At 74.3% G+C, this 25,666-nt stretch carries 18 protein-coding genes; 10 read left to right on the top strand and 8 right to left on the bottom strand.

Features of this window, described 5'->3' with window-relative positions; all coding sequences use genetic code 11:
- The first annotated feature begins 302 nt into the window (after positions 1-302).
- The 4 genes from HGN31_RS08385 (at position 303) to HGN31_RS08375 (ending at position 9,700) form a co-directional block, all read left to right on the top strand.
- The gene (locus HGN31_RS08385) at positions 303-4,595 is read left to right on the top strand and encodes an MG2 domain-containing protein (protein WP_244960940.1); all 4,293 of its coding nucleotides are present in this window, start codon (positions 303-305) and stop codon (positions 4,593-4,595) included.
- 3 nt (positions 4,596-4,598) lie between these two features.
- Positions 4,599-5,882: an alpha-2-macroglobulin family protein gene (locus HGN31_RS16490; protein ID WP_244960939.1), complete on the top strand. Its 1,284-nt coding sequence runs from the start codon at positions 4,599-4,601 to the stop codon at positions 5,880-5,882.
- Positions 5,883-5,934: 52 nt separating this feature from the next.
- A complete protein-coding gene (gene pbpC / locus HGN31_RS08380) occupies positions 5,935-7,965 on the top strand; it encodes a penicillin-binding protein 1C (RefSeq protein WP_168783870.1) in 2,031 nt (676 codons plus the stop codon).
- Between the two features lie 217 nt (positions 7,966-8,182).
- Entirely contained in the window at positions 8,183-9,700 is a 1,518-nt protein-coding gene (locus HGN31_RS08375) for an aldehyde dehydrogenase (NADP(+)) (RefSeq protein ID WP_036704932.1), read from the top strand.
- A 39-nt stretch (positions 9,701-9,739) separates the two neighbouring features.
- On the opposite strand, the gene HGN31_RS08370 is transcribed toward HGN31_RS08375, so the two are convergent.
- Together HGN31_RS08370 and HGN31_RS08365 are read right to left on the bottom strand one after the other, a co-directional pair.
- Positions 9,740-9,976 carry an Lrp/AsnC family transcriptional regulator gene (locus HGN31_RS08370; protein WP_036704934.1) on the bottom strand — a complete coding sequence of 79 codons (237 nt, stop codon included), beginning with the start codon at positions 9,974-9,976 and terminating at the stop codon, positions 9,740-9,742.
- A gap of 73 nt (positions 9,977-10,049) precedes the next feature.
- Entirely contained in the window at positions 10,050-11,399 is a 1,350-nt protein-coding gene (locus HGN31_RS08365) for an MATE family efflux transporter (protein ID WP_168782918.1), read from the bottom strand.
- A 391-nt stretch (positions 11,400-11,790) separates the two neighbouring features.
- Between HGN31_RS08365 and HGN31_RS08360 the strand changes: the two genes are divergently transcribed.
- Genes HGN31_RS08360 through HGN31_RS08350 form a run of 3 tightly spaced genes read left to right on the top strand, consistent with a single transcriptional unit; the run spans position 11,791 to position 16,671 of the window.
- On the top strand, positions 11,791-13,590 hold the full coding sequence (locus HGN31_RS08360; RefSeq protein ID WP_244960937.1) for a sulfotransferase: 1,800 nt from the start codon (positions 11,791-11,793) through the stop codon (positions 13,588-13,590).
- Complete coding sequence (locus tag HGN31_RS08355) at positions 13,542-15,494, top strand: glycosyltransferase (protein ID WP_168782916.1); 1,953 nt, start codon at positions 13,542-13,544, stop codon at positions 15,492-15,494. Before HGN31_RS08360 ends, HGN31_RS08355 begins: the two co-directional genes overlap by 49 nt.
- A 58-nt stretch (positions 15,495-15,552) precedes the next feature.
- On the top strand, positions 15,553-16,671 hold the full coding sequence (locus tag HGN31_RS08350; RefSeq protein ID WP_168782915.1) for a polysaccharide pyruvyl transferase family protein: 1,119 nt from the start codon (positions 15,553-15,555) through the stop codon (positions 16,669-16,671).
- Between the two features lie 58 nt (positions 16,672-16,729).
- Here HGN31_RS08350 and fmt read toward each other — a convergent pair whose 3' ends face one another.
- From fmt to def (HGN31_RS08325), 5 genes are all read right to left on the bottom strand, one after another.
- Positions 16,730-17,623 (bottom strand): methionyl-tRNA formyltransferase, encoded by an 894-nt coding sequence (gene fmt / locus HGN31_RS08345; RefSeq protein WP_168782914.1) that lies wholly within the window; start codon positions 17,621-17,623, stop codon positions 16,730-16,732.
- An 85-nt stretch (positions 17,624-17,708) separates the two neighbouring features.
- Positions 17,709-18,179, bottom strand: coding sequence for a hypothetical protein (locus HGN31_RS08340; protein WP_168782913.1), 471 nt, complete (start codon positions 18,177-18,179; stop codon positions 17,709-17,711).
- Positions 18,179-18,679, bottom strand: coding sequence for a peptide deformylase (gene def / locus HGN31_RS08335; protein ID WP_036702845.1), 501 nt, complete (start codon positions 18,677-18,679; stop codon positions 18,179-18,181). Before def (HGN31_RS08335) ends, HGN31_RS08340 begins: the two co-directional genes overlap by 1 nt.
- 1 nt (position 18,680) lies before the next feature.
- Entirely contained in the window at positions 18,681-19,322 is a 642-nt protein-coding gene (locus HGN31_RS08330; RefSeq protein ID WP_244960936.1) for a peptide deformylase, read from the bottom strand.
- Positions 19,315-19,833: a peptide deformylase gene (def, locus tag HGN31_RS08325; protein WP_168782912.1), complete on the bottom strand. Its 519-nt coding sequence runs from the start codon at positions 19,831-19,833 to the stop codon at positions 19,315-19,317. Before def (HGN31_RS08325) ends, HGN31_RS08330 begins: the two co-directional genes overlap by 8 nt.
- 94 nt (positions 19,834-19,927) lie before the next feature.
- Between def (HGN31_RS08325) and HGN31_RS08320 the strand changes: the two genes are divergently transcribed.
- Together HGN31_RS08320 and HGN31_RS08315 are read left to right on the top strand one after the other, a co-directional pair.
- Entirely contained in the window at positions 19,928-21,124 is a 1,197-nt protein-coding gene (locus tag HGN31_RS08320; RefSeq protein ID WP_168782911.1) for a MalY/PatB family protein, read from the top strand.
- Complete coding sequence (locus tag HGN31_RS08315) at positions 21,121-21,732, top strand: L,D-transpeptidase family protein (RefSeq protein WP_168782910.1); 612 nt, start codon at positions 21,121-21,123, stop codon at positions 21,730-21,732. Before HGN31_RS08320 ends, HGN31_RS08315 begins: the two co-directional genes overlap by 4 nt.
- A gap of 112 nt (positions 21,733-21,844) precedes the next feature.
- Here HGN31_RS08315 and hrpB read toward each other — a convergent pair whose 3' ends face one another.
- Positions 21,845-24,250: an ATP-dependent helicase HrpB gene (gene hrpB, locus HGN31_RS08310; protein ID WP_168782909.1), complete on the bottom strand. Its 2,406-nt coding sequence runs from the start codon at positions 24,248-24,250 to the stop codon at positions 21,845-21,847.
- 186 nt (positions 24,251-24,436) lie between these two features.
- Between hrpB and HGN31_RS08305 the strand changes: the two genes are divergently transcribed.
- Positions 24,437-25,666: a hypothetical protein gene (locus HGN31_RS08305; protein ID WP_168782908.1), complete on the top strand. Its 1,230-nt coding sequence runs from the start codon at positions 24,437-24,439 to the stop codon at positions 25,664-25,666.

Below are 25,666 nucleotides of genomic sequence, written 5' to 3'. Positions count from 1 at the left end.
CGGGTCCAGCCGCGACACTGCGGCAGAAGTGCCGGGGAAACAAGACCGGGCTGGTTTTTCGCCCCCGTCCCGCCCGGCGCGCACGGTCGGTAAGACCCCCGGACCGACCCCCGACCGGCCCCCGCCGCGGCCCGCCTCACGCCATCGGCACCGGCCCGCCGGGGCGGCCGCCCGTCCCGGCGATTGCCGCCCCGGCCCGGTCGTGGCACCATGACCGCGCCGCGTCCCGAGGAGGGTTTGCCATGTCCGGTCCGATGCGTTTCCGCCCCGCAGCCCCCCGTCCGACGCCCGATGCGAGGGCCGTGTCGCGCCCCCGCCGCGGGCTCGGCGCGCTCCTCGCCCTGACGCTGGGGCTGGGTCTCGCGCCCGCGGCATGGGCCGAATCGCCGCTGCCCGAGCGGCGGGTCGTGCTGCAGGCGGACATGGACCTGCCGGGCGGCGACCTCGCCCCGATCTTCCAGATCACGGCGGATGCCTGCGTGCAGCTCTGCCTTGCCAACCCCGACTGCCAGGCGCTGACCTACAACGCCCGCTCGCGGGCCTGCTTCCCCAAGGCCGCCGCGGGCGCGCCCGTGCCCTTCGTCGGCGCGCAGTCGGGGCAGGTGCTGGCGACCGACCCCGCGGCGCTCGCCGCCGTGGCCGCCCGGACCGAGGGCACCGCGGGCTGGCTGCGCCCCGACGACCTGACCGCCGCGCGGCGACAGGCCGAGGGCCTCGGCACGCTCTACCCCGGCTCGGGCGAGCCGCTGGACGTGCTGCGCGGCTATGCCGACGCCGCCGCGCAGGCCAACGACCCCACCGGCGCGGTGCGCTGGCTGGGCGCGGTGACGGCCGCGACCGATGCACCCGACGACTGGCTGGCGCTCTCGGCGGCGCTCGAGACGGCGGGGCGGCAGAACGGCGGCAACGATTTCCAGATGGACCGGGCCGCGCAGTCGGCGGCGCTGAACGCCTGGCTGCGGACCACCGGGCCGGGGCTGCCGGCGCTGACCGCCTGGGCGCTGATCGCCGAGCGGCAGGACCGCGGCCCCGACGGGCTCAAGGCGCTGCGCCACGCCGAGGCGCATGGCGGCGCGGGCGATCCGCAACTCGCCACGCTGATCGAGGGCTTTCAGGACCGGCATGGCTTCCGCGTCACGGACAATCAGGTGGACGCCAACACCCCCGACCCGCGCGCCTGCGTGAATTTCTCGGGTGAGCTGGCGCCGGGCGTGGACTTCCGCCCCTTCGTGGCGCTGCCCGATCAGGGGCTCGCGGTCGAGAGCGAGGGCAGCCAGCTCTGCATCACCGGCATGGCGCGCGGCGCGGCGCTGGACATCACCCTGCGCCCCGGCCTGCCGGCCGCGGATGGCGAGGTGCTGGCCAAGCCCGTCACCCTCTCGATGTATGTCCGCGACCGGGCGCCGATGGCCCGGTTCCCCGGCCGCGCCTATGTGCTGCCCACGGGCGGCGACCAGGGGCTGACGCTGACCACCGTCAACGCCCCCGAGGTCGGGCTGACGCTCTACCGGATGTCGGACCGCAACCTCGTGCGGGCGCTGCGCGACCGCATCTTTGCCGCACCGCTGGACGAATGGGGCGCGCAGACCTTCTCGGCCGGGATGGGCGAGCGGATCTGGACCGGCACCGCCACCGTCGCTCCGCCCGCGGGCGGCGGCAGCCACCCGGTCAACGCCGAGGTGGCGACCCGGATCGACCTCAACCGCGCCGGGGCCGGGCCGCTGACGCCCGGGATCTATGTGCTGACCGCGCAGGTCGAGGGTGTGTCGGCCGAGGTCGCGCCCGCGGCGGCGCAGTGGTTCATGATCTCGGACCTCGGGCTGGCGAGCTGGTCGGGCAGCGACGGGCTGACCGTCGCGGTGCGCGGCCTTTCGGACGCCGCCGCCCGGGCGGGGGTCGAGGTGGCGCTGATCTCGCGCGGGAACGCGGTGCTGGCCACGGCGCAGACCGACGATCAGGGCGTGGCGCGCTTCGACGCCGGGCTGACCCGCGGCCGCGACGCCGCCGAGCCTGCGGTCGTCACCGCCACCACCCGCAGCGGGGACGAGGTCACCGACCTCGCCTTCCTGTCGCTCATCGACCCCGAGTTCGACCTGTCCGACCGCGGCGTCGAGGGCAACCCGCCCGCGCCCCCGGTCGATGTCTTCGCCGCCACCGACCGCGGCGCCTATCGCGCGGGCGAGACCGCGTTTGCCACCGTCATGACCCGCGACGACCGCGGCCGGGCGATCGACGGCCTGCCGCTCAGCGCCGTGGTGCTGCGCCCCGACAGGGTCGAGCACGCCCGGCTGATGCCGCAACCCGCGGGTGCGGGCGGCTATACGCTCGCCGTGCCGATCCCCGACACCGCCCCGCGCGGCGCCTGGCGGGTCGAGTTCCGGCTCGAGGACCAGGGCCCGCCGCTCGCCACCGCGCGGCTGCTGGTCGAGGATTTCCGCCCCGAGCGGATCGCCTTTGACCTCAACCTCCCCGACGCGCCGCAGTCGCCGTCCGAGCCCGTCGCGGCCGCCATCGACGCCCGCTGGCTGTTCGGCGCCCCCGCCGCCGGCCTGCCGGTCGAGGGCTCGCTGCGCCTGACCCCCAACCGCGCCCTGCCGGGGTGGGAGGGCTATGTCTTCGGCCGCGCCGACGCCGACAGCGCCCCCGATTACGTCGCCATGCCGGCGGGCACCACCGACGCCGAGGGCCGCTTTGCCGCCCGCGTGGACCTGCCCGCCTCGCTCGCCGCATCCGCCCGGCCCTACGAGGCCGCGCTGACCCTGACCCTGCGCGAGGGCGCCGGCCGCCCGGTCGAGCGCACCGACACGCGGCTGGTCCTCCCCGCCCGCCCGGCGCCCGGCATCCGCGCCGAGTTCCCGGACGGCACCGTGCCGCAGGGCGCCGAGGCGCAGTTCAGCCTCGTGGCGCTCGGTCCCGACCTGACGCCGACCGCGGGGCGGCTCGACTGGGTGCTGAACCGGGTGGATACCGACTACCAGTGGTTCGCGCTCGGCGGGGACTGGAGCTATCAGCCGATCACCCGCCGCGCGCGGGTCGCCAATGGCGTGGTCCAGCCCGAGGACGGGCCGGCGACGCTGACCGTGCCCGTGGACTGGGGCAGCTACGAGCTGGTCGTGACCGGCAGCGACGGGGCAGAAAGCTCGCTGCGCTTCGACGCCGGCTGGGGCGTCGCCGCGACCGGCACCGACACGCCCGACCGGCTGAGCGTGGCGCTGGACAAGCCCGCCTACCGGATCGGCGACACCGCGCGGGTGACGCTCGAGGCCGCGGCGGACGGGGTGGCAGTCGTCTCGGTCCTGTCGAACCGGGTGATCGACCTGAAGGCCGTGCCGGTCACGGCGGGGACCAACACCGTGGACCTGCCGGTGACCGAGGACTGGGGCGCCAACGCCTATGTGGCGGTCAGCGCCATCCGCCCGGTTGCCGCAGGCACGGGCGAGCTGTCGCGCCACACCCCCGTCCGCAGCCTCGGCATCGCCGCCGCCGCGGTCGAGCCGGGCGACCGGGCGCTGCAGGCGACGCTGACCGCGCCGGCCGAGGCCGACCCGCGCGGCACCGCGCAGGTGACGCTCGCCGTCGCGGGCGCGGCGCCGGGCAAGACCGTGCAGGCTACGATCTGGGCCGTCGATCAGGGCATCCTGAACCTGCCCAGCTACCAGCCCCCCTCGGCCAGCGCCCATTACCTCGGCCAGCGCCGGCTGGGGGTCGGGATGCGCGACCTCTACGGCCGGCTGATCCTGCCCGGCGGGGCCGCCGATGCGGCGATCCGCGCAGGCGGCGACGCTGCCTCGATGCAGACCCAGGCGCCGCCGCCCACCGAGAAGCTCATGGCGTGGTTCTCGGGGCCGCTGACGCTCGACGCCGAGGGCAAGGTCACGGTCGAGGTGCCGCTGCCCGACTTCAACGGCGAGGTGCGGGTGATGGCGCTGGTCTGGAACGCCGATGGCGTGGGCCAGACCGACACCACGATGCTGGTCCGCGACCCGGTGGTGATGACCGCCACCGTGCCCGCGTTCCTGTCGCCCGGCGACACGGCCGAGGCGAGCCTCGCGCTGACCCATGTCACCGGCCCCGCCGGGGCGGTGGCGCTGCGGGTCGAGAACCTCGCGGGGGTGCAGACCGCCGCGGGCGAGGCGCCGGTGGCCGAAGGCTCGGCCGAGCCGCCCGCTGCCGTGGCGCTGACCACCGACGGCCTGCCGGGCGAGGTCACGCTGGCCGACCGGCAGTCCGTCACCCTGCCCCTGACCCTCACCGCGCCCGAAGCCGAGGGCACCGCCGCGCTGCGCGTTTCGGCGACGCTGCCGGACGGGCGGACGGTGACCAAGGACCTGACCATCCCGGTCGCGCGCAGCGATGCGCCGGTCACGCGGCGGATCGAGCTGACGCTCGCCCCGGGCGCGGCGCAGACGGTGGATCTGGCTCCGCTGGGGGCCTTCCGTCCCGGCACCGGGCGGATGACGCTGACCTCGGGCGCCTATGCCCAGCTCGACGTGCCGGGCGCTGTGGCGCGGCTTGTCACCTATCCCTATGGCTGCACCGAGCAGATCGCCTCGGGCGCGCTGCCGCAGCTTTACGCCGCCGGGCTGATGCCTTAAGGCGTGCCACGCCCGCCGTCGGTCGAGCCGAAGGCGGTCGATGACGCCATCGCGCAGGTGCTGACCCGGCAGACGGCCGAGGGCGACTTCGGCCTCTGGCGCGCGGAAGGGGGCGACCGCTGGCTCACGGCCTATGTCACCGACTTCCTCGGCCGGGCGCGGGCGGCGGGCCACGCGGTGCCCGAGGCGTCGTTCAAGGCGGCGCTGCGGGCCTTGCAGAACGGCCTCAACGCCGCCGCCGACCCGCAGAACGCCGATCCCGACGAGAACGCGGCGACCGCCTATGCGGCCTATGTGCTGGCGCGCGAGGGGCAGGCGGTGGTCAGCGACCTGCGCTATTACGCCGACACCGGGGGCGAGGGCTTCGCCACGCCGCTGGCCGCGGCCCAGATGGGCGCGGCGCTGGCGGCGGTGGGCGACCAGCCGCGCGCCGACCGGATGTTCCGGCAGGCGCAGGCGCTGGCCGACGCCGGGCGCGAGCCCGAGGCGCTGTTCCGCGCCGACTACGGCACACTCCTGCGCGACCGCGCGGGCGTGCTGGCGCTCGCCGCCGAGGCAGGGTCGCAGGCGGTGGACCGCGCGGCGCTGTCGGCCGGGATCGCCGAGGGGGCCGACAAGGCCGCGCTCTCGACGCAAGAGGCGGGCTGGCTCGTCCTTGCCGCGCAGGCGCTGAGCGCGGGCGGGGACGCGGGCGGCGGGCTGACGCTCTCGGGGGCGGCGCTCTCGGCGCCGGTGGTCGATCTGGGCGACGCCGCCGCGCTGCCGCCGGTGGCGCTGGCGAACGGCGGCGCCGCGCCGGTCCGGGTGGTGATCGGCGCGACCGCCGTGCCGGTCGATCCGCCCAAGGCCGGCGGCACCGCCTTCAAGATCGCCCGGCACTACTTCACCGAGGCCGGCCTGCCCGTGGACCCGGCGCAGGTGGCGCTCGGGACGCGGCTCGTCGCGGTGCTCGAGGTGCTGCCGCTCGGCCCCGCCGACGGGCGGTTGCTGATCGCCGATCCGCTGCCGGCGGGGTTCGAGATCGACAACCCGAACCTGCTCACCAGCGGCGAGACCGGCGACCTCGCCTGGCTGGGCGAGACCGGCACGGCCGACATGACCGAGTTCCGGCAGGACCGCTTCGCCGCGGCCGTGAACGCGAGCGGGTCGGACCCGATCCGCCTCGCCTATCGGCTGCGGGCGGTGACGCCGGGCCGGTTCCATCACCCGGCGGCGAGCGTCGAGGACATGTACCGCGCCGAGCGGAGGGCCTGGACCGACAGTGGCACGACGACCATCACGCGCTGATCCGCGCCGGGCCGGCCGCCGCCTGATCGCGGCGGCGGTGGCGCTGGGGGTGATGGCCGGGGCCGCCGACCGGGGACGGGCGGCGTTCTCGGCCTGGATCGACGCCACCGTGCTGCCGCCGCTGGTGGTCGCCACCGGCACCGAGGTGGTGGCCCGCGACGGCAGCCTGCTGCGCGCGTTCCCGGTTGAGAGCGGCCTCTGGCGCCTCGCCCCGCCCGCCGAGGGGGTGGACCCCGGCTTCCTCAGGCTGCTGATCGCGTGGGAGGATCGGCGCTTTGCCGACCACGACGGGGTGGATGCGCGGGCGGTGGCGCGCGCCGGGTGGCAGGCGCTGACGCATGGGCGGATCGTTTCGGGCGCCTCGACGCTGTCGATGCAGACCGCGCGGCTGCTCGAACGCTCGCCCCCCGGCGACTGGCGCGCCAAGCTGCGGCAGGCGCGGGTGGCGCTGGCGCTGGAGCGGCGGCTGGGGAAGGCGCGCGTGCTCGACCTCTACCTGCGGCTTGCGCCCTATGGCGGCAACACCGAAGGGGTGCGGGCAGCGAGCCTGATGTGGTTCGGCAAGGAGCCGCGCCGCCTGACGCCCGCCGAATCGGCGCTGCTGGTGGCGCTGCCGCAGGCGCCCGAGGCGCGGCGCCCCGACCTGCCCGCGCGGCGCGAGGCCGCCCGCATCGCCCGCGACCGGGTGCTGGCGCGGGCCGAGGCGCTGGGGCTGCTGACGGCCGAGGCCGCCGCCACCGCCCGCGCCACGCCGCTGCCCGACCGCCGCCGCGCCTTTCCGGCGCTGGCGCCGCTGCTCGCCGACCGGCTGCGGCGCGCCAACCCCGGCGCGGTGCGGATCGAGACGACGCTGGACGCGGGCCTGCAACGGCAGGCCGAGCGGCTGGCCGCGCGGGCGGTCGCGGGTCAGCCCGCGCAGGTCTCGGCGGCGCTGATCCTCGCCGACCACGGGACGGGCGAGATCCTCGCCCATGTGGGCGCGGCGCAGTTCACCGACCCGCGGGCGGGCGGTTTCATCGACATGACGCAAGCGCTGCGCTCGCCCGGCTCGACGCTGAAGCCGCTGGTCTATGCGCTGGGTTTCGACGATGGGCTGATCCACCCCGAGACGCTGATCGAGGACCGCCCGGCGAGCTTCGGGCGCTGGCAGCCCGAGAACTTCGACCGCCGCTTCCGCGGCACGGTGACGATCCGGCAGGCGCTGGCCGAGTCGCTCAACATCCCCGTCGTGCGGGTGGCCGAGGCGCTGGGGCCGGCGCGCATCGCCGCGGCGCTGCGCCGGGCCGGCGCGCCGGTGACGACCCAAGGGGCGCCGGGGCTCGCCATCGTGCTGGGCGGCGGGGGCGTCTCGCTCGAGGGGCTGGTGCAGGCCTACGCGGGGCTGGCGCGCGGCGGGCGCGGGGTGGCGCTGCACGTCCGCCCCGAGGCGCCGCGGGTCATGGCCCCGGTGGTGGGGCCGGTCGCAGCCTGGCAGACGGGCGAGATCCTGGCCCGTCACAGCCCGCCGGGCGGGCGCGCCGCCGGCCGCGTGGCGTGGAAGACGGGGACCAGCTACGGCCACCGCGACGCGCTCGCGCTCGGCTGGGACGGGCGGTTCGTGGCCGGCGTCTGGATCGGCCGCCCGGACGGCACGCCCGTGCCCGGCGCCTTCGGCGGCGATGTGGCGGCGCCGTTGCTCTTCGAGATGTTCGACGCGCTGGCCGACCGTGCCGTGCCGCTGCCGCCGCCCCCGCCCGGCGCGCTGCCGGGGCCGAACGCCGCCCTGCCCCCGGCGCTGCGCCGGTTCCAGCCGCGCGGCACCCCGCGCCCGGCCGACCCGGTGGCGCCGGCGGCCGAGGCGCTGGCGATCCTGTTCCCGCCCGACGGTGCCGAGGTGGAACTTGCGGGCGGCCGCCTCGCGCTCAGGATCCGGGGCGGGACCGGGCCCTACAGCGTGCTGATGGACGGCCGCCCCCTCGCCGTGGGGCTGACCGCGCCCGAGGCTGTGCTGCCCGCGGCGCCCGGCTGGGGCACGCTGTCGGTGATCGACGCGGGCGGGCAGGCGGCGCGGGCCGCGCTGCATCTGGTCGCCCCCTCGGGCTGACGGCCCAACCGGTGCGCCCGGCTCTGCCGCGGGAGCCTCCGGCGGGGATATTTAGGTCCAGCCCGAGGCGGGTCTGGCGCGCCCCAAGGCTGCTTTCTGGCGCAAATACCCTGGGAGAGCGCGGCACGCGCGGGGGCGAAACCCCTCTTGCGGACAAGGCGTCGACAGTCCAGACCGAGCGTTGGTCCGAAAATCGGTTTTGTGAGGAGACGACGCGATGGCCCAGTTCACCCCCCACGGCAAGCACCTGATCGGCGGCGAATGGGTCGCGGGCGAGACGACGTTCGCCTCGTCCCCCGCGCACGGGCCGGCGCACGACTATGCCGTGGGCAGCCCTGAGCTGGTCGCCCGCGCCTGCGAGGCCGCCGCCGCCGCCTTCGACGCCTATGCCGCCACCTCGCGCGAGGCGCGCGCGGCCTTCCTCGAGGCGATCGCCGACGAGATCGAGGCCCGCGCCGACGCCGTCACCGAGATCGGCACCCAGGAATCCGGCCTGCCCGAGGCGCGCCTGAACGGCGAGCGCGGGCGGACCACCGGGCAGCTTCGGCTGTTCGCCGAGCATATCCGCAAGGGCGACTACCTCGACCGTCGCACCGACAAGGCGCTGCCTGACCGCCAGCCCGCCCCGCGCCCCGAGCTGCGGATGATGCAGATCCCCGTGGGCCCGGTCGCGGTGTTCGGCGCCTCGAACTTCCCGCTCGCCTTCTCGACCGCGGGCGGCGACACCGCGGCGGCCCTTGCCGCCGGTTGCCCGGTGGTGGTCAAGGGCCACTCGGCCCACCCCGGCACGGGTGAGATCATCGCCGAGGCGGTCAAGGCGGCCATCGAGTCGACCGGGATGCCCAAGGGCGTCTTTGCCCTGATCCAGGGCGGCGACCGCAAGGTGGGCGAGGCGCTGGTGACCGATCCGCGGATCAAGGCGGTGGGCTTCACCGGCAGTCTCGCCGGCGGCCGGGCGCTCTTCGACCTCTGCGCCGCGCGGCCCGAGCCGATCCCGTTCTTCGGCGAGCTGGGGTCGGTGAACCCGATGTTCGTCCTGCCCGCCGCCGCTGCCGCCCGCGCGGACGAGATCGGCACCGGCTGGGCCGGGTCGCTGACGATGGGCGCAGGCCAGTTCTGCACCAACCCCGGCATCGCCGTGGTGACCGACGGCCCCGATGCCGACCGGCTGGTTGCCGCGGCCAAGGCGGCGCTCGAGAAGGTCGGCCCGCAGACCATGCTGACCGACGGCATCGCCACCGCCTACCGCGAGGGCGCCGACCGGATGAACCGCTCGAACGCCGTGCAGCCGGTGCTGACCACCGAGAGCGCGGCGCGCAACGCCTCGCCCAACCTCTACGAGACCACGACCGACGCCTTCCTGTCCGAGCACCAGCTTGGGGAAGAGGTGTTCGGGCCGCTCGGCCTCGTGATCCGGGTCAAGTCCGCCGACGAGATGGAGCGGCTGGCGCGCGGCTTCGAGGGCCAGCTCACCGCGACGCTGCACACCGACGCGGGCGACGCCGAGCTTGCCCGCCGGCTGCTGCCGATCCTCGCGCAAAAGGCCGGGCGGGTGCTCGCCAACGGCTTCCCCACCGGGGTCGAGGTCGCCGATGCGATGGTCCACGGCGGGCCCTACCCGGCCTCGACCAACTTCGGCGCGACCTCGGTCGGCACGCTGTCGATCCGCCGCTTCCTGCGGCCGGTCAGCTTCCAGAACCTGCCCGACTATCTGATCGAGGGCGATCTGGCCTGATCCCTGGCGTGGCGCGGGGCCGGTCCCCGCGCCCGCTGCTCAATAGGCCTTGAAGGTCATCGTCGTGAGGGTGCGGTTGATCCCCTCGATGTCGAAGAGCCGCTCGGCGAGGAAGCGGCCCACGTCCTCCTCTTCGGGGATGTAGATCTTGGCGATCAGGTCGTAGTCGCCCGAGGTCGAGTAAAGCTCGCTCACCACCTCGCGGTCGTAGATGGCGTCGGCGACCTCGTAGGTCTTGCCGGGGGCGCAGCGGAACTGGACGAAGACGGGGCGCATGGGGACCTCGGGGTGTGGCGGATGGCGCCAGCCTAGCGCCCGGGCGCGCGCGCGGCCAGACCCGAGGCGCCGGTCAGGCGGGCAGCGCCGCCCACGAGCGGCGCCAGAACCGCGCCATCAGCAGCCCGGCGGCGCAGGTCAGGCCGATCAGCAGCCCCATCCACAGCCCCGCCGGGCCGAAGCCCAGCGGGAACGCCAGCGCCCAGCCGGACGGCAGGCCGATCAGCCAGTAGCTGACCACGGCCAGCCACATCGGCACGCGCGTATCGTGCACCCCGCGCAGCAGGCCCAGCGCGATGGCCTGCATCGCGTCGACGAGCTGGAAGAGCCCAGCATAGACCATCAGCCCCGCCGCCAGCGCCACGATGGCCGGGGCCTGCGGGTCGGCGGGGTTGAGGTAGAACTCGGTCAGCGTCCGCGGGATGGTGAGGAACGCCAGCATCGGGATCAGCGCGAACCCCGCCGACATGGCGATGGCGGCGAGCGCGGCGAGCCGCAGCCCGGCGGGGTCGGCCGCGCCATGCGCCGTCCCGACCCGGATCGTGGCCGCGTTCGAGATGCCGAGATGGACCATGAAGGTCAGCGAGGCGATCTGCAGCGCGATCCCGTGCGCGGCCAGCGGCGCGGCCCCGAACCAGCCCATCATGACGTTGGTGCCGGTGAACATCCCGGTCTCCGCCACCAGCGTCAGCCCGATCGGCAGGCCGAGCCCGAACAGCGCCCGCGCCGCCGCCGGGTCGGGCCGCCAGAACCGCTGGAACAGGTGGAACAGCCGCGCCTCGGGCAGCCGCGCCGACAGCCACGCCAGCGCGGCGAGTTGCAGCCAGGTGACGGCGAGGCTTGCCAGCGCGGCGCCGGTGACGCCGAGTTCGGGCGCGCCGAGGTGGCCGAAGATCAGCACCCAGTTCAACCCGGCGTTGACCGGCAGCCCGGCCAGCGTGACCCACAGCACCATGTTGGCCCGCCCCAGCGCGGCAAGGAAGCTGTTGAGCGCCATGCCCCCCAGCGTGGCCGGCATCGCCCAGGCCATGACCCGGGTCCAGTCCTGCGCCAGCGCGGCGATCTGCGGCTCTTGCCCGAGCGCCACGAGGATCGGCCCCGACCAGATCAGCAGAGGAGCGACGAGGGCGGCGTGGGCGGCCGAGAGCCAGAGCGCCATGCGAGTGGCGCGGCGCACCTGCACCTCGTCGCCCTGCGCCCGCGCGGTGGCGATGACGCCCAAAACGCCGATGGCGTAGCCCGAGCCCAGCATCAGCAGGATGAAGAACCCCGAGGTGGCCAGCACCAGCGCCGCCAGCGGCTCGACCCCGTAGCGGCCGACCATCACGGTGTCGATCACGCCCAGGAGGTTGCGCGCGACGTGCGCGCCGACCAGGGGCAGGCCCAGCCAGAAGGTCGCGGCGAGATGGGGGCGCAGGCTCATGCCTGCGGGCGTAGCGGGATTCCGCCGCGGCGGGAAGCGGCCGGCGCAGGGGCCTGCACCGTTCGTGTGATGTTCATGCAGCGTTCATGCACGGTTCATGCGAACGGCGTGCTGACGCCGGGGGGGCCACAGGCGAGGTGCGGGTCGGGGCCGCCGGCGGCTCGATCCCGCAGCAGGGGTGACGTCCGGGCCCGATCCGGGGGCGCCCCTACCGGGTGGCGTCGCCCTTGCATCTCGACTACATCCTGCGTCGGAAAAGACCATGGTTTCAGGTTCAATGTCGAAAGCGTCCGTCACGACCAGTTCGCCGAACCCCGCGGATCGTCGCATTGCACTCTGCCTCGGCCCGCACCGGTCGGGAACCTCGCTGATCGCGGCGGCCCTCCGGGCGGTGGGCGCCGACCTGGCGCTCTCGACGCACGAGGCGAGCGAGGAGAACGCCCGGGGCTTCTTCGAGCACCCCGAGGTGGTCGCGCTGGACGACGATCTGCTGCGCGCGGCGGGCAGCGCCTGGGACGACGTCACCTTCGACAGCGGCGACCTGATCCGCATCCCGGCCGACACCGAAGCGCAGCTCTCCGACGCGGCGGCGCGGATCGTGACGGGACAGTTCCGGCCCGCGCCGCTCGCGGCGGTCAAGGACCCGCGGATGTGCCGCCTGCTGCCGTTCTGGTTTCCGGTGCTGGCCGCGGCGGGCTATGAGGACGCCGCGGTCCGCTGCATCATCGTGACCCGCGATCCGGTCGAGGCCGCGATCTCGCAGCGCACGCGCGCTGCCCGGAACGGCGACTTCTACGACTTCGGCCGTGACCTCATCGAGGGTGCGCTGCTGTGGTCCAGCCATATGCGGCAGGCGCTCCGCGACTGCGGGCCGCGCGACGTGCTGGTGGTCGCCTACCGCGATTTCCTCGACCGGCCGGCCGAGCTGATGGGCCGGATCGCCGCGTTTCTCGGCGTGGTGCCGGACGACGCCGCCATCGAAGACTTCGTGGCCGGGTTCGTCAGCAAGGCGCTGTGGCGCAGTCACCCGGACGCGCGCGAGGTGGCCGACATCGACGAGCTCCTGCCCGGGCTGATCGCGGCCGAGGCCAGGCTCGCCGCGCTCTCGGGGCAGGTCGTCCCGGCCGCGACGCTGGCGCCCATCCGTGCGGCACTGGACGACATCGCGGACGACGACCAGACGCGCGGCGTCGTCAGCCGCGCCTATGGCCGCCTCTCGGACCGCCGCCGGACCGAGCGGGCGGCGGCGCTGCGGGACCGGCACGCGCTGGACGTTGCCATCGCCGCGCGGGACGCCTTTGCCCGAGAGCGCGACGAGCTGGCGAAGGTGTCTGGCCAGCAGGTCGAGGCGCTGCGGGACCGGGTGACCGCACTCGACGCCGCCGTCGCCGACCGCGAGCGCGAGATCGCGCGGCTGCGCGACGAACAGGCGACCGCAATTCGCCAGATCGGCGAGGGGATCCGGTCCCTCGACCATCAGCTCGCCGAACTGCGCGACGAGCGGAAGGCGCTGGGTCAGGAGCTGCGCAGCGCGCAGGATGAGCGCGATGCCCTCGGTCGCCAGATCGACGATCTGTCCGCCGAGCTGGCCGACAGCCGCGCCGAACTGGCCCGGCAGGACGACGCGCGCGCGGCGCTTCTGCAGGACCTGCGCGGCGCGCGGGATGAGCGCGATGCCCTGGGGCGGCAGCTGGCCGAGGCGAACGAGATCGCGTCCTATCTCGGCACGCTCAGCAACGCGATGCAGGCGTCGCATACCTGGCGGATCACTGCGCCGCTGCGGGCCGCCGGCACGATGCTGCGCTCGACCACCCAACTGCCGAGGACCGGGTTGCGCGGGCTGAACCGGACCAGCCAGGTCGTCCATCAGCGGCTCAAGCGGTCCCACCCCAAAACGGCCGAGCTGCTGCGCCGCGGTCTTCAGCCGTTGATGACCCGTGCCAACATGCGGGTGCTGGGTCAGGCGACGGTCCCGGCCCCGCCTGCCCCGTCGACGGGCGACCCGGCCTCGGTCTATCAGCGGCCGGCGGATCAGGCCCCCTATCGGCCGCTCGTCACGGTCATCGTGCCGAACTACAACCACGCGCCCTATCTCGCCCAGCGGCTCGAGAGCATCTTCGCCCAGACCTATGACACTTCGAGGTGCTGCTGCTCGACGACTGCTCGACCGACGAGAGCCGCGCGATCCTGACCGACTTCGCCGCCCGCCACCCCGACAAGGCGCGCACCGTCTTCAACGAGACGAACTCGGGCGGGGTGTTCCGCCAGTGGGAGCGCGGTCTGGCCGAGGCGCGGGGCGATCTCGTCTGGATCGCCGAAAGCGACGACTGGGCCAGCCCGAATTTCCTCGAGACCTTGGTGCCGTTCTTCCGGAACGAGGCGATCCAGCTCGCCTATGCCCGCACGATCTTCATGGACGCCGCGGGCGAGAAACAGATCTGGTCGATGGAGGAATACCTCAACGATCACGGCCCCGAACGCTGGGGCCGGCCGTGGGTCGAGACGGCCCCGAACATCGTCCGGGACGTGTTCTCGATGGTCAACATCGTGCCGAACGTCAGCTCGGCGATGTTCCGCCGGTTCGACCGGATGGACGTGCTCGAGATCGACGCGTGGCGCACCATGCGCACCTGCGGCGACTGGATGTTCTACCTCAACGCCATCCGCGGCGGGCTGATGGCCTATTCGCCGGACGCGCAGAACTATTACCGCATCCACGACAAGAACACCTCGGTCACCTCGCACAAGGCCGACCAGTTCTACCGCGAGCACGAAGAGGTCGCGAAATGCGCCCGGCGGCACTACAGCGTGCCGGCCGACAACCTGCTTCGGATGGACGCCAACCTGCGCCATCACTGGAAGCTGACGCGCGGCGACTATAGCGACGCGGCGTTCGCGGCCTGCTTCGACCTCGGGCGGATCAATGCGGCGCCGGTGCGGGCGCCCAACCTGCTCATGGTCAGCTACGCGTTCTGCTCGGGCGGGGGCGAGGCGTTCCCGATCCAGCTGGCCAACGAGATGAAATCCGTGGGCTATCAGGTGACGTTCCTCGACTGCGCGCAGGAAGAGCGGGTCGAGGGGGTCAGGGCGCGTCTGGCGAACGACATCCCCGTGGTCAGCAACCTGCCGGACCTGCGCCGGATCGCCGCGGATTTCGACATCGACGTGATCCACACCCACCACGGCTGGGCCGACAACACGGTGCTGGACCTGATGCCCGAGGGCGAGGGGGCGAGCACGGTCATCACGCTGCACGGCTTCTACGAGACGATGCCGGACGACCAGCTCGGCGTCCTGCTGCCGCGGCTGATGCGGCGGACCGCGGCGATGGTCTATATCGCCGACAAGAACCTTGTCCCGATGCAGCGCGACGGCGCGCTGCCCGAGGGGATGTTCCACCGCATCGACAATGCCGTGAGCCCGAACCTGTCCGCCCCGGTCGATCGCGCCGCGCTGGGGATCGCCGCGGATGCGTTCGTGATGGTCGTCGTGTCCCGCGCGCTGCCCGAGAAGGGATGGGCCGAGGCCATCGAGAGCACCATCCGGGCGCGCGAGATCTCGGGCCGTGACATCCACCTGATCCTCGTCGGCGCCGGCGAGGGCAAGGCGGCGGCCGAGGCCGCGGGCGTGCCCGGGTTCATCCACCTCGAGGGGTTCCGGCCCAACACCCAGGACTATTTCGCCGCCGCCGACCTCGGCGTGCTGCCGTCGCGCTTCAAGGGCGAAAGCTTCCCGCTGGTCGTCATCGAAAGCCTGATCGCCGGCACGCCCGTCCTGGCCAGCAACGTGGGCGAGATCGCCTCGATGCTGGCGACCGAGGAGGGGCCGGCGGGCGTCCTCTTCGACCTGAACGAGGACTGGAGCATCGACACCGAGGCGCTGGCGCGCATCATCGCCCGGCTTGCGACCGACCCGGCCGAGGTGTCGGCGCTGCGCGACCGGGTGCCGCTGGCCGCCCGGCGCTTCGATCCCCGGCTGATGGCCGGGAAATACGATGCGGTCTATCGCCAGGCCGCGGGCCTGCCGGCCCCGCTGGCCCCGCCGGCCCAGGATCACCGGCCCCCGTCGGCCCGGCCCCCCGGGGCCGACCATTGAACACGCGCGACGCAGCACAGCCCCGCGGGGCCGCGCTGCGTCATCGAAAGGGAATGACTTGAACACATACGAAAAGCCGCTGGTTCTGGGGATCAATCAGGACGCGCCGCGCGACGGGATGCCGCTCGACACCCGCCTTGACCGGTTCGGGCAGAACACCGGCAACCTGCTCTTCGGCGAGGCGCTGTTCCAGGTCGTGGGCAACAGCCAGCGTGCCTCCTATCACTACGGCGTGCGCGAGATCGAGGCGGCCGACGTCGTGGTCGTTGCCGCCGCGAACTGGATCAACCCGCACAGCGATTTCGGCGGCATCGCCCAGCGGCTGAGGTCGCACGGCAAACCGGTCGTGCTGGTCGGCATCGGGCTGCAGCAGCCGAGCCTCGAGCTGTCCGACCTGAAGGACGGGACGCGCGCGCTGCTGGACCTCGCGGCCGAGACCTCGGGGGCGATCTCGACGCGCGGCCACCGCACCGCCGAGCTTCTGCGGGGCTGGGGTTACGCGAACGTCATGGCCACGGGCTGTCCGTCGCTGCTGTTGTCGGACGGCAAGTTCACCTCGCACGTGTTCACGCCCGAGCCGACGCCGGAGAACACCGTGCTGATGGGAACCCGGCACCTGCTGCATCGGACCTCGCCCGTGCAGGACGAGATCTACCGCACGGCCTATCAGTCGGGCAGCGATATCGTCATGCAGTCCGAGCTGGCGGACATGTATTTCATCCTCGGCGAGCCGCGCGACGACGATCTGGGCGCCAAGGCCAACGCCACGCTGTCGGCCAGCTACGGCGAGCCCGACATCGCGGCGATCCGCAAATACCTGGTCGAGCATGGCCATGTGTTCTTCCACACCAGGGACTGGCGCAGCTATCTGCAGCGCAAGGAATACGTGGTCGGGACGCGCGTCCACGGCATCATCGCCACGATCCTGTCGGGGCGGCGCGGGATCCTGTTGAACCACGACCCGCGCACCGCCGAACTGGCCGAGATCATGGGCATCCCGAGCGTGAGCCTTGAGGACGTCGGGCCGATCAGCTTCGAGCGGATCGCCGAGCTGATCAAGGACGCGGACTTCGACCAGACCCGCCGCCGCTTCGCCGAGTATCACGCCAATTTTGCCCGGTTCTTCGCCGCCAACGGCCTGCCGATGCGCGCGCCGAACCGGCTGTTCGGAGAGTAGGCGCCGCCACGACCGGCAGAGCGGGCGGCAGGTCGCGGCCAGCGCCCGGCGCGTCCCCTCACCCCAGCCGGTCGGGCAGCGGCATCCCGCGCAGCGCCTCGGCGGTGGGCAGGGGGCGCTTGCCCTGACGTTGCAGCTCGAGCACCTCGACCGCGCCCGCACCGCAGGCGACCACGAGGGGGCCGAGCACCGCGCCCGGCGCCCCTTCCCCCGCCACCACGCGGGCGCGGAGCAGCTTCACCCGCTCGCCCGCCACCTCGCACCAGGCGCCGGGGAAGGGCGAGAGGCCGCGGATCAGCTGGTCCACCTCGGCCGCCGGGCGGGTCCAGTCGATCCGCGCCTCGGCCTTGTCGATCTTGGCGGCGTAGGTCACGCCCTCATCGGGCTGCGGCACGGCGTCGAGCGGCAGGCGGTCCAGCACCTCGGCGATCAGCGCCGCGCCCATCCCGGCCAGCCGGTCGTGCAGGTCGCCGGTGGTATCCTCGGGGGCGATAGGCGTGCGCGCCTCGGCCAGCACCGGGCCGGTGTCGAGCCCGGCCTCCATCTGCATGATCGCGACGCCCGTCTCGGCGTCCCCGGCCATCACCGCCCGGTGGATCGGGGCCGCGCCGCGCCAGCGCGGCAGGATCGAGGCGTGGATGTTGAGGCACCCGAGCCGCGGCGCGTCCAGCACCGGCTGCGGCAGGATCAGCCCGTAGGCCACCACCACCGCCACGTCGGCCCCGAGCGCGGCGAAATCCGCCTGATCCTCGGGCGCCTTGAGCCGCGCCGGCGTGCGGACCGGCAGGCCCAGCGCCTCGGCCGCCGCCTGCACGGGCGAGGGGCGCGGCTTCTGCCCGCGCCCGGCGGCGCGCGGCGGCTGGGTATAGACGCACACGACCTCGTGCCGCGCCGCCACCGCCGCAAGCGCCGGGACCGAGAAGCCCGGCGTGCCCATGAAGATCACCCGCATCGCAGCCCCTCTTTCTGGCCCAAATCCCCAAATCCGGCGCATCCGCCCGCACGGCGCCCGCTGCAGGCGCCGGCGCGGGACGCGCTCAGCACATCCCCTCGGGCAGGCGGTCGGCCAGATAGGCCGCCGCCCCCCGCCCACTCGCTTCGCCGCCGCCCGCCTCGTCGTCCATCATCGCCGCGATCCACGCCGCGCGCTCATGCGCGATCACCGCCAGCTCCCACACGCAGGCGACCAGCGGCCGCGGAGCGACCGGCAGGAACGGGCCGCCCGCCACGGGGCCGGCAAAGAGCCGCTGCGCCAGCGCGTCGCCGTTCACCCACCAGTCGACCAGCAGCCAGTCGGCATCCGCCCCGAGATGCAGGATCGCAAACCCGAGGCTGCCGGCCGCCACCCCCTCGTCGGCCAGCGCCCGCGCCGCGGTGGCCTGCGCCTGCCCGACCCGGGTCGGGGTCGGCATCCCCCGCCCCGCGGCGCGCAGCAGCGTGGGCTTGAGGTGGACGCCGCCGCTCTCCCACAGCGGCAGGGGGGATGCGGCGCGCGGGACATAGGCCATCAGCCGCGCCGCAACTTGGCCGAGCGCGCCACCAGCATCTTGCGGCGCAGCGGCGACAGGTGATCGACGTAGAGCCTGCCGTTCAGGTGGTCGATCTGGTGCTGCACGCTGGTGGCCCACAGGCCGACGAAATCGCGGTCCTCGACCTCGCCCTGATCGTTGAGGAACCGCACCGTCACCGCCCGCGGCCGCTCGATCCGCGCCGAGACGCCGGGCAGGTTGGGCGAGGCTTCCTCGTGCGCCCGCAGCTGCACGGATTCGTGCAGCACCTCGGGGTTGGCCATCCGCACCGCCTCGCCCCGCCGGGACGAGGCGTCCACCACCGCGAGGCGCAGCATGATCCCGATCTGCGGCGCGGCGAGGCCGACGCCCGGCATCGCCTCCATCGTGTCGATCATGTCGTCCCAGATCATCCGCACCGACTCGGTCACCGCCTCGACCGGCGCGGCCGGGCGGTGCAGGCGCGGGTCGGTGTAAGGCAGGAACGGGCGCGCCGGCACCTCAGGCGCCCGTCGATGCGCCGGCAGGCGCGCGGCGGCGGCGGGCCGGGGCGGCGGTTGGCGCGGCAGGCGCCGCGTCCGGGTGGGGGTCGAGGATCAGCACGCCGTCCAGATGGTCGGCCTCGTGCTGGGCGATCCGCGCCGCCATCCCGTCGAGCGGCAGCGACTGCGCCACGCCCGCGAGGTCGAAGAAATCGAGCTGCACCCGCGCCGGCCGGCGCACCCGCACCGGGCGGCCGGGGATCGACAGGCACAGCTCCTCGGCCTCGGCGGTGCGGCGGCCCGCGGGGGTCAGCGCCGGTTCGATCACCGCGAGCGGCGCGGGCGTGCCGTCCTTCCAGCCGGGGTCCATGACGAACACCCGCCGGGCGACGCCGATCTGCGGCGCGGCGAGGCCGCGGCCGCCGGCGGCGTAGAGCGTGGCGAAGAGGTCGGCGACCAGCGCCTCGAGCTCGGGGAACTTCAGCTCGCCCGCCGGGCGGCAGCGGGTCCGCAGCACCGGGTCGGGGTAGAGCACCACGGGCCGCACCCGCCCCGGGGGGCAGGGCAACGCCGCGGGGCCCGGGATGACCGGGCGGACCGGGGCGCCCGCGCTGGCCTTGGCGAGGGCCGCGGGGTCGGGCAGGGCCGCCGCGCTAGGCACGCGCCAACTCGCGCTTCATCTTGGCCATGCGGCGGGTGATGAGCTGGCGCTTCATCGGGCCGATGTGGTCGATGAACAGCCGGCCGTCGAGGTGGTCCAGCTCGTGCTGCGCGCAGGTCGCCCACAGCCCGTCGAAGTCACGTTCGACCCGCTTGCCGTCGAGCCCGGTCCAGCGCATCCGCACCTCGGCCGGGCGGGTGACCTCGGCATACTGGTCGGGGAAGGAGAGGCAGCCTTCCTCGTAGACGTTGAGCGCCTCGGAGGTCGAGACGATCTCGGGGTCCACCATCACCACCGGCGCGCGGGGCGCGTCGGGGTCCTTGGTGCAGTCCATGACGAACAGCCGGCTCAGCACGCCGACCTGCGGGGCGGCAAGACCGACGCCGGGGGCGCCGTACATGGTCGCCAGCATCTCGTCCGCCAGCGCCTCGATCTCGGGCGTGATGCGGCCGATGGGGGCGCAGGGCTTCTTGAGCCGGGAGTCCGGGAACAGCAGGATCGGGCGGGTCATGCCCGCGCATTACAAGGGTTTTCGCCGCGCAACAACTCGCTATTGTCGGCCCGGCGCCACGCCAGCCCGCGCGCAGGACCGATAAGGAGCCGCCATGTCCCCCGCCCCCACCCAACCGGATTTCGACGAGCTGATCGAGCGGCGCGGCACGGTCTGCAACAAGTGGGACGACATGGGCAAGGTGTTCGGGCTGACCGCGCCCGACGCGCTGGCGATGTGGGTGGCGGACATGGATTTCCGCGCCCCCGCCCCGGTGCGCGCCGCGCTCGAGCAGATCGTGGCGTCGGGCGTCTATGGCTACCCGGGCGAGAACCGCGCCTATCTCGACGCGATCCGCTGGTGGATGGAGACGCGGCACGGCTGGGCGGTCGCGCCCGAGGCGATCCTGTCGGTGCACGGGCTGGTCAACGGCACGGCGCTCGCGGTCGATGCTTATACCGCGCCGGGGGATGCGGTGGTGCTGATGACGCCGGTCTATCACGCCTTCGCGCGGGTGGTGAAAGCCGCCGGGCGCCGCGTGACCGAGCTGCCGCTGGCGCAGGTGGACGGGCAGTACGCGCTCGACTGGGCCGGGTGGGAGGGGCGGCTCACCGGGGCCGAGCGGATGCTGATCCTGTGCTCGCCGCACAACCCCGGCGGGCGGGTCTGGTCGGCGGACGAGCTGCGCGAGATCGCCGCCTTCTGCCGCGCGCGTGACCTGATCCTCGTCTCGGACGAGATCCACCATGACCTCGTGCTGCCGGGCAGCCCGCGCCACACGGTGACGGCGCTGGCCGCGCCCGAGATCGCCGACCGGCTGGTGACGCTGACCGCCGCGACCAAGGGCTTCAACCTCGCCGGCGCGCATCTGGGCAATGCGATCATCCCCGATGCGGGGCTCAGGGCGCGCTATGCGGCGCGGATGGGGGCGCTGGGGATCTCGCCGGGGCTGTTCGGGCCGCCGATGGTGGCGGCGGCCTATTCGCCCGAGGGGGCGGCGTGGATCGACGCGCTGGTGGCCTATCTGGCCGAGAACGCGCGGGTGTTCGACGCGGGCATCGCCGCGATTCCCGGCGCGCGGTCGATGAAGCTGCAGGCGACGTATCTGTCGTGGGTGGATTTCTCGGGCACCGGGATCGACGCCGAGGGGCTGCGCGCCCGGGTCGAGGGCGGGGCGCGGATCGCCGCCAACCACGGCGAGAGCTTCGGGACCGGGGGCGCGCAGCACCTGCGGTTCAACATCGCCACGCCCCGGGCGCGGGTGGCCGAGGCGGTGGCGCGGCTGCAGCAGGCCTTCGCCGACCTGCAATGAGGCTGCTCGCGCTGCTGCTGTTCCTCGCCGCCGGGTTGGTGGCCTGGGGCGCGTGGGGTCCGGGGTGGCGCCTGCCGCTGCCGCTGCCCCCGACGCTGCCGGTGCCGGTGCCGCCGCCCACGGTCCCGGTGCCGCCGCTGCCGAAGCCGCCGCGGATCGAATTGCCCCAACCCGCGCCGCACATCACCAGCCCCGTCGAGCGCATCCTGATCGAGAAATCCGCCCGCCGGATGACGATCTTCCAGGCGGACGGCAACCCGCGGGTGATGCGCATCGCGCTGGGCTTCGCGCCCGAGGGCGACAAGGCCCGGCAGGGCGACGGCAAGACCCCCGAGGGGGTGTTCCGCATCGACCGGCTGAACCCCAAGAGCCAGTTCCACCTGTCGCTCGGCCTCGACTATCCCCGCCCCGCCGACCGGGCGCGGGCGCGGGCGGCGGGCGTGAACCCCGGCGGCGACATCATGATCCACGGTCAGCCGAACCAGGTCCCCGAGGGCTATCGCGTCAAGGGCGACTGGACGGCGGGTTGCATCGCCGTGACCAACCCCGAGGTCGCCGAGATCTTCGCCCACACGAAGATCGGCACCGAGGTCGAGATCCGCCCCTGAGCGGGCGCCGGGCGGCACGGCCTATGGGTATTTCGGCCAGAAAGAAGCCGGTCGCGCGCTGAAGCCTCAAGCGGCTTCTTTCTGGTGAAAATACCCGCCCGGCTGCCTCCCCTCACGTCCCGCGGGGCTTGGCGCGCAGGGTGGGATAGGCGGCGGTGGGGTCTTCGGGCCAGGGGTGGCGGGGGTAGCGGCCGCGCATCTCCTTCCTGACCTCGGCGTATCCGCCGGCCCAGAAGCCGGGCAGGTCGGTCGTCACCGCGATGGGCTTGGCGCCCGGCGACATGAGCTCGATCCTGAGCGGGCGGCGGCCGGCGGTGGGGTGGCGGGTGACCCCGAACAGCTCTTGCAGGCGGGCCGAGATGGTCGGCGTCTCGGCGTCGTAGTCGATGGGGATGCGGCGCCCGAGCGGGGTGGTGAAGGCGGCAGGCGCCGCCTCGTCCAGCCGGCGCTGGCCGTCCCAGCCGATCCGCGCCTTGAGCGGCTCGGTCAGGTCGAGCGCGCGCAGCGCCGCCGCCGTCCTCGCCCCGCCGAGATGGGGAAGAAGCCAGTCGGGGTCGGCGAGCAGGGCGGAGTCGCTGACGTCAGGCATCCCCTCGACCAGCGCGATCCGCGCCCGCAGCCGCGCCGCCGCCGGGGTCCACGGCAGGCCGAGGTCGCGCAGCCCGTCCAGCGCCGCCCGCGCCACCGCGCGCGGGTCGGGGTCGTCGAGCGGCGCGTCCGACAGCACCAGCGCCCCCAGCCGATCCTGCCGCCGGGCGAGCACCCGACCCTCGCGCCGCGACCAGGCGACGTGCGCGACCGTCTCGATCCGGTCGCCCATGAGCGCGCGCAGCCCGTCCTCGTCGAAGGCCGCGCCGACCCGCACCCGCGCCTCGCGCGCGTCACCGTCGAGGTCGGTCGCCACGATCAGCCGCTCGGCGCCCAGCGGGTCGCCCTCGGCCAGCACCGCGCCCTTGCCACCCGACAGGACGAAGCGCGGCGCCTCGCCCTTGCGGCGCAGGCCGATGCGGTCGGGATAGGCGAGCGCGGCCATCGCGCCTGGCGACATCGGCGGACCGTCCGGGACCATCCGGCGGAGGCGCCGGCCCTCAAGGCGGATGCGCTCGACCGTGGCGCGGTCGGCGGGCCACGGGTGGCGGTCGGCGTAGCCGCGCGGGTCGGCCAGCGCCGCCAGCCGCAGCCCCAGGTCGGCGGGCGCGCCGCGCAGCGGGTCGCGCTCGGCCAGCAGCGCCGCGAGGGGCGCCGCCCCCCGCCCCGCGGTCAGCAGCATATGCGCCAGCCGCGGGTGCAGCGGCAGCGCCGCCATCGCCCGCCCGTGCGCGGTGATCCGACCGGCGGCGTCGAGCGCGCCGAGGCCTGCGAGCAGCGCCCGCGCCTCGGCCAGCCCGGCCTCGGGCGGAGGGGTCAGGAAGGCAAGGCCCTCGCCCCCACCCCAGACGGCGAGTTCCAGCGCCAGCCCGGCGAGGTCGGCGGTCAGCATCTCGGGCGGGGCGAAGCCGGGCAGCGCGCCCTCTTCCGCCCGCGCCCACATCCGGTAGCAGACGCCCGGCGCCACACGGCCCGCCCGGCCGCGGCGCTGGTCGGCCTCGGCGCGGCTGACGCGCTCGGTCACGAGGCGAGACATCCCCGAGCCGGGATCGAAGCGCGCCCGCCGCGCCCGACCGGCGTCCACCACCACGGTCACGCCGGGGATGGTCAGCGAGGTCTCGGCGATCGCCGTCGCCAGCACGATCCGCCGCCGCGCGCCCGGCGCGGCCAGCGCCGCCCGCTGCGCCTCGGCCGGCAGCGCGCCGTAGAGCGGCAGCACCTCGGCACTCGTGTCGAGCAGGGCGGTCACGCGCCGGATCTCGCCCTCGCCGGGCAGGAAGGCGAGGATGGTGCCGCTGTCGGTCTCGGCTTCGGCCTGGGCGATGAGCCGCGCGGCCTCGGGGACCAGCCGGGCGCCCGCGGGCAGGGGGCGGGGCAGCCAGCGCGTCTCGACCGGGAAGGCCTGCCCGTCCGAGCGCACCACCGGCGCGTCGTCCAGCAGCGCCGCCACCGGCTCGGCCGCCAGCGTCGCCGACATGACCAGCAGCGCGAGGTTGGGGCGCAGCGCGCCCCGCGCCTCCCACACGAGGGCGAGGCCGAGGTCGGCGTTGAGGCTGCGCTCGTGGAACTCGTCAAAGATCACCGCGCCGATGCCGTCGAGCGACGGGTCGGACTGGATCATGCGGGTGAGGATGCCCTCGGTCACGACCTCGATGCGGGCGCCCGGCACCGCCTCGCCGCGGATGCGGTAGCCGACGCGGGCGCCCACCGCCTCGCCCAGCGTGGTGGCCATGCGCTCGGCGCTCGCGCGGGCGGCAAGGCGGCGGGGTTCGAGCATGACGATCCGGCCGGGGATCAGGTCCATGAGCGCGAGCGGCACGCGGGTCGTCTTGCCCGCGCCCGGCGGGGCGACGAGGACCGCGCGGCCGTGGTCCGCCAGCGCGGCGCGCAAGGCCGGCAGGGCGTCGTCGATGGGCAGGGGTTCGGGCATCGCACCAGCGCGTCGGGGACAGGGGACCGGCGCCGGTGATGGCGCGAAAATGTGGCAATGTCACCCGCCCGGCGGCCGTCGTGTCGCATATGTCGAATATGTCTTGACGGTGCGGCCCCCGCCCCGCCAGAACCCTGCAAAACGAGGCGGTTGCAGGCGCGACGGGGGGCAGGAATGGTGTTTCGGGTGATCTCGCTGACGGGCGGCAACGACACGCTGGCGGTGGGACCGGCCACCTCGGGGGTGATCCATGCGCTCGGCGGCGACGACCGCCTGACGCTGCACGGCCGCAGCGCGGCCACGCTGCAGCTGGTGATGGACCAGCCCGGCGGGATGCCCACGCTGCCCCGGTGGGAGCCGCTGCCCGGCCACACCCTGTCCGCCGGGCTGACCCAGGTCTGGGGCGGGGCCGGGGCGGACGTCCTGACCCTCACCGGGCGCGGGATCGAGGCGACGGTCGCCGACGACGCCACGGGCGACCGGATCAACGCGCGCTGGCTGACGCAGGGGGTGCTGCTGGTCGGCCGTCAGGACCTGGTCGTCGGGCCGAACGATGCGACCGCCCAGATCGTGGTGCTGGGCGTCGGGCCCACCGACGGGTTCGAGTTCCAGGGCGGGATCGCCAACGACGTGGTGCGGGTCGAGCATCGCACGCAGGTCTTCGGCTGGAACGGCGACGACGTGCTGGCGGTCGGCGACCGGTCGCTGGTGAACGGCGGCAACGGCGACGACCGCCTGTTCGCCGGGGCCACGAGCCGCGCGGTCGGCGGGGCGGGCAACGACCGGATCACCGGCACCGGCGTCGGGGTCACGGCCCTTGGCGGGGCGGGGGATGACACCATCGGCTCGACCCTGCGGATCGTCGCGGCGGGGGGCGCGGGGCGCGACACGCTGCACTCGGCGGCCGCGGGCTCGGTCCTCGACGGGGGTGACGGCGACGACCTGCTGCGCGGCACCTATCTGCGCGAGAATGCCCTGTCGGGCGCCGACCGGTTCGAACTGCATTACTCGGGGCACCGGACGGTGCTGAAGGGCGGGGCGGGCAACGACACGATCCGCATGGACGCCGACGACAGCGCCTGGGGCGGCACCGGGGCCGACCGGTTCATCGCCTTCGAGCGGGCCGGCGACGCGGCCACGATCGGCGATTTCGCGGCGGGCGCCGACACGCTGCTGCTGAAGCTGCCCGAGGACGAGGCCGCCGCCGATTTCCGCGACCTGACGGTGGAGGAGCGGAACGGCCACACCATCCTGCGGCTGGACGGGCAGGTGGTGATGCGACTTCTCGGCGCGACCGATCTTGCGGTGCGGCTGCAGCACGAGGACGGCGACTCGGTGCGCTATACCGACCTCGACGGCACGCCGGTGACGGGCGGGCAGGGGGACGTCACCATCGACGTGTTCGAGACGATCTGA

Source organism: Paracoccus sanguinis, assembly GCF_012689545.1.
Classification (GTDB): domain Bacteria; phylum Pseudomonadota; class Alphaproteobacteria; order Rhodobacterales; family Rhodobacteraceae; genus Paracoccus; species Paracoccus panacisoli.
Note: the sequence above shows the minus strand (reverse complement) of the source record. Positions and strands in the feature narration are given on the sequence as shown.